This is a genomic window from Pseudomonas sp. G5(2012) (assembly GCF_000408945.1).
GTDB classification, from domain to species: domain Bacteria; phylum Pseudomonadota; class Gammaproteobacteria; order Pseudomonadales; family Pseudomonadaceae; genus Aquipseudomonas; species Aquipseudomonas umsongensis.
In genome coordinates this window covers 1-2,923 of record NZ_APIO01000061.1, presented here as the reverse complement: position 1 = coordinate 2,923, position 2,923 = coordinate 1, and the positions used below count along the sequence as shown (strand labels likewise).

Here is a 2,923-nt window from a genome sequence, read left to right as displayed (position 1 = left end):
GAATGCCGCCAGGGACGCTCCGCGTTCCGATAGCAACGCAAGGCTGGGGTCCGCGCAGTGGTGACGCAGAGCGTCACGGGTTCGAGTCAGTCCGCCTTCTCTTCATCGGCCGGCACTTCAGTCCAGCTGTCATCCGGATCAAAGCGCTTCATCGCCTGCGCCAGCTTTTCGCTACCAGGCCCCAGGTCTTTTTCGAAGACCTGTCCCTCATGGCTGATCATGAAGCTCATCACCCCGGTTTCACCGTATTTCGCCGGCCAGGCGATCAGTGCAAAGCCCCGGCTCATCTTGTCCCCGATGAGGTAGCTATAGGCCCCGCCCGGTGCGGAAGGCCCCTGGCCCAGCAGGATGCGGAAGCGGTAGCCATGCCAGGGTTGGCCGGCTATGGTTTTGCCGAACTCGGGCCCCAACGGGCTGATCTGTCCGCTATCGTCGTCCGCCCAATAGAGTCCGTCGTGCTTGCCGGCGGTACTGAAGATTTTCTGCGCGTATTCGAGGGCGCCGTCACCGTCGCGATCCACCGAGGCGTAGTCCATCTGGGCATCGTGATAGGCCAGCGCCGATTGCACCGCGGCCAGCTCGTTGCGGCCAATTTGCCGGGTACGAAGCTCCGCACTGCCGGCCTTGATGTCGAAACGCCAACCCTTCGCGCCTTTTACGATGGGGATAGGCAGTGTCCAGTGCTCACTGCCCACCGACAGGATCGCCTTGTTGTCGCCGGTTTTTTCAATCTGGTGTTGCTCGTGGTATTGCTTCAAAAACGCCTCCACGTCTTCGCGCTCGGCACCGTCGCGAGGGATGAAACTGCGCCAGTCTTCACCCAGCAACTCGGCCAGGCGTTTCTGATCGGCGTTTTTCGTACCCAATGCTTCGACGAATGCTTCAGCGGCCTTTTCCGGCGTTGCAAATTCCTGCTGCGCCGTCGCCATGCACGACCAGGCCAGGGCGACCGTGATTGCCAAGGCTTGCACAAGTGCGCCCTTGCGTGCCTTTACTCGAAGATGGTTATTCAACGGCGGCCCCCCCTTGAACGCGCTGCGCCGGATGGCCGACTGATCTGATGGCCGGCTGCCCGCGAGGCGTTGGGGCGCTGGAAGGAAGCCTGGCTGGCTCGGCCACGATTGGCTTGCAGGTTGGCTTGTGACGGCGAACGCGCGCCGGCGAAGGCATTGTTGCGGGCACTGCCTCTATTGACGGCCGGCGAGGCCTGGCGGTTTTGCGCCGCCTGGCGCACCTGCGGGTTACCCTGGGCACGCTGACTTGCCTGATTCCTGGGCTGCTGATTCCTCGCTTGCTGATTCTCCCGGGTGTTTCTGGCAGTGCCCTGGCTGCGGTCAGCCGCCCTTGGCCTATCGGCTGCATTTGATCTATCGGCCGCCCTCGGTCTGTCTGCGCCGGCCTGCATCCGATTGCTTGCCGAGGCCCTGGACTGGGCTTCACGCGCCCGATCACGGGCCTCCAGGTTGCTGGTGGCAGGTCGTTCGATACCGTGCCGGTCCATCGAGCTACGGGCATTTTCACGCGCCTGGGCGCGCTGGGCATTGTCCCCTCGATAGGCCTGGCGCTGACTGGCACCTCCCAGTTGCCGGCCGTACTGTTCGCGGCTCCTGTTGTCCCGATAGGGCACGCCATTGCGATGCGCGGCGTTATGCTGCCACTTGTTCTGATTGTTGGTGATGCGGTTGTTGGCATTGATGTTGTTGTAGCGATTGACGTCGATGTCGACGTCGTTATTACCCCAGTCACATTCACCCCACAGCGCACCGACGATGGCCACACCGGTGCCAAACGCCAGCCCGGCCATCAGCGCCTGACCGGGGTAATAGGCGGGCGGCGGCGGATAGTAGGCAGGTGGCGATGCGGGATAGGCCCAGGTGCCGTAGGTGGTTGTCGGGTTGTAGGTGGGGACGTACACCACCTGCGGATCGGCCGGCTGAATGATGATGGTGGAGCTGCTGCTGGCGGGGGCCTGGGCCGGAGCCTGCGTTGTGGTCGTGGCGGTCGATGCGGGGGGCGGTGGCGCAGCGTTCTGGATCGTTACGTTCTGATATTGGTTGCTCTGCAGGTTACCGGCTGCCTGGGCCTGGCGACGCAAGCGTTGCACGCCATTCATGAGGTCGTCGGGCTGCGCCAGGAAGGCGTCACCCAGGCGTTGGACCCAGACCGGATCCTGCCCCAGTGTTGCCAAGACCTGCGGGAAGGCAACCAGCGCCTGCACACTCGGGTCCCAGGGCTGGTTCGCCACTTGCTTGACCGCGTCATCGCCCTTGGCGTCTGGGTGAGCCTTCGACCAGGTGACGGCCTCGGCGACTTCCCCGGGATAGGTGGACGCCATCAGCACCTGTGCCAGCAGCGGGTCCGGGTAGAGCGCGATGGGCGCGAGCATTTGATCCAGCTGTTCCTGGGTAAATACCGGGTCTTTGGCGGGCACCGTGGCCGCTGCCGTATTGGCAGGGCTGGCTGTCGGGGTGGGGGCTGTATCCGCCGCCTGCGCCACGAGGGGCGGGCTGCTCAGAAAAAAAATCGCTGACAACACGTAAAAAAATGGAGTACGCATCACAGCTCCCTGTGGTCAGGCAGATTTGAAATGAGTGGATCAATGCCAGGTGAATGCGAGCCGACCGTGCAAACCCGGACCTCAACTTCGACGCCGTCCATTGATAGTAGCAAACAAAAAAAATCTGCCCGGAATACGTTCGGTTCCCGGACCAATAGCAGTCGATGGATGCCGCTCAGTGCAGTGAACACGAAAAAGCCCGGCTGATCAGGCCGGGCTTTTTGCGGGTGCGGTGCAGCGATGGGGTCAGGCGACAGTGTTGCCTTGCAGGCGGTCGGAGCCATCGGCAGCGACGGTGTTGCCTTGCAGGCGGTCGGAGCCATCGGCGGCGACGGTGTTGCCTTGCAGGCGGTCGGAGCCATCGGC

The 2,923-nt window shown here is 63.0% G+C and carries 2 protein-coding genes; both read right to left on the bottom strand.

Annotated features, from left to right (window positions below; all coding sequences use genetic code 11):
- Window positions 1-86: 86 nt before the first annotated feature.
- On the bottom strand, window positions 87-929 hold the full coding sequence (locus PG5_RS19185; protein ID WP_052024700.1) for a DUF2950 domain-containing protein: 843 nt from the start codon (window positions 927-929) through the stop codon (window positions 87-89).
- A gap of 80 nt (window positions 930-1,009) precedes the next feature.
- The gene (locus PG5_RS19180; RefSeq protein ID WP_020798778.1) at window positions 1,010-2,557 is read right to left on the bottom strand and encodes a DUF3300 domain-containing protein; all 1,548 of its coding nucleotides are present in this window, start codon (window positions 2,555-2,557) and stop codon (window positions 1,010-1,012) included.
- Window positions 2,558-2,923: the final 366 nt, after the last annotated feature.

Bases quoted from the DNA above. Each gene is read 5' to 3' on its own strand.
- PG5_RS19185 (WP_052024700.1), bottom strand. From the start codon at position 929: ATGGCGACGGCGCAGCAGGAATTTGCAACGCCGGAAAAGGCCGCTGAA.
- PG5_RS19180 (WP_020798778.1), bottom strand. From the start codon at position 2,557: ATGCGTACTCCATTTTTTTACGTGTTGTCAGCGATTTTTTTTCTGAGC.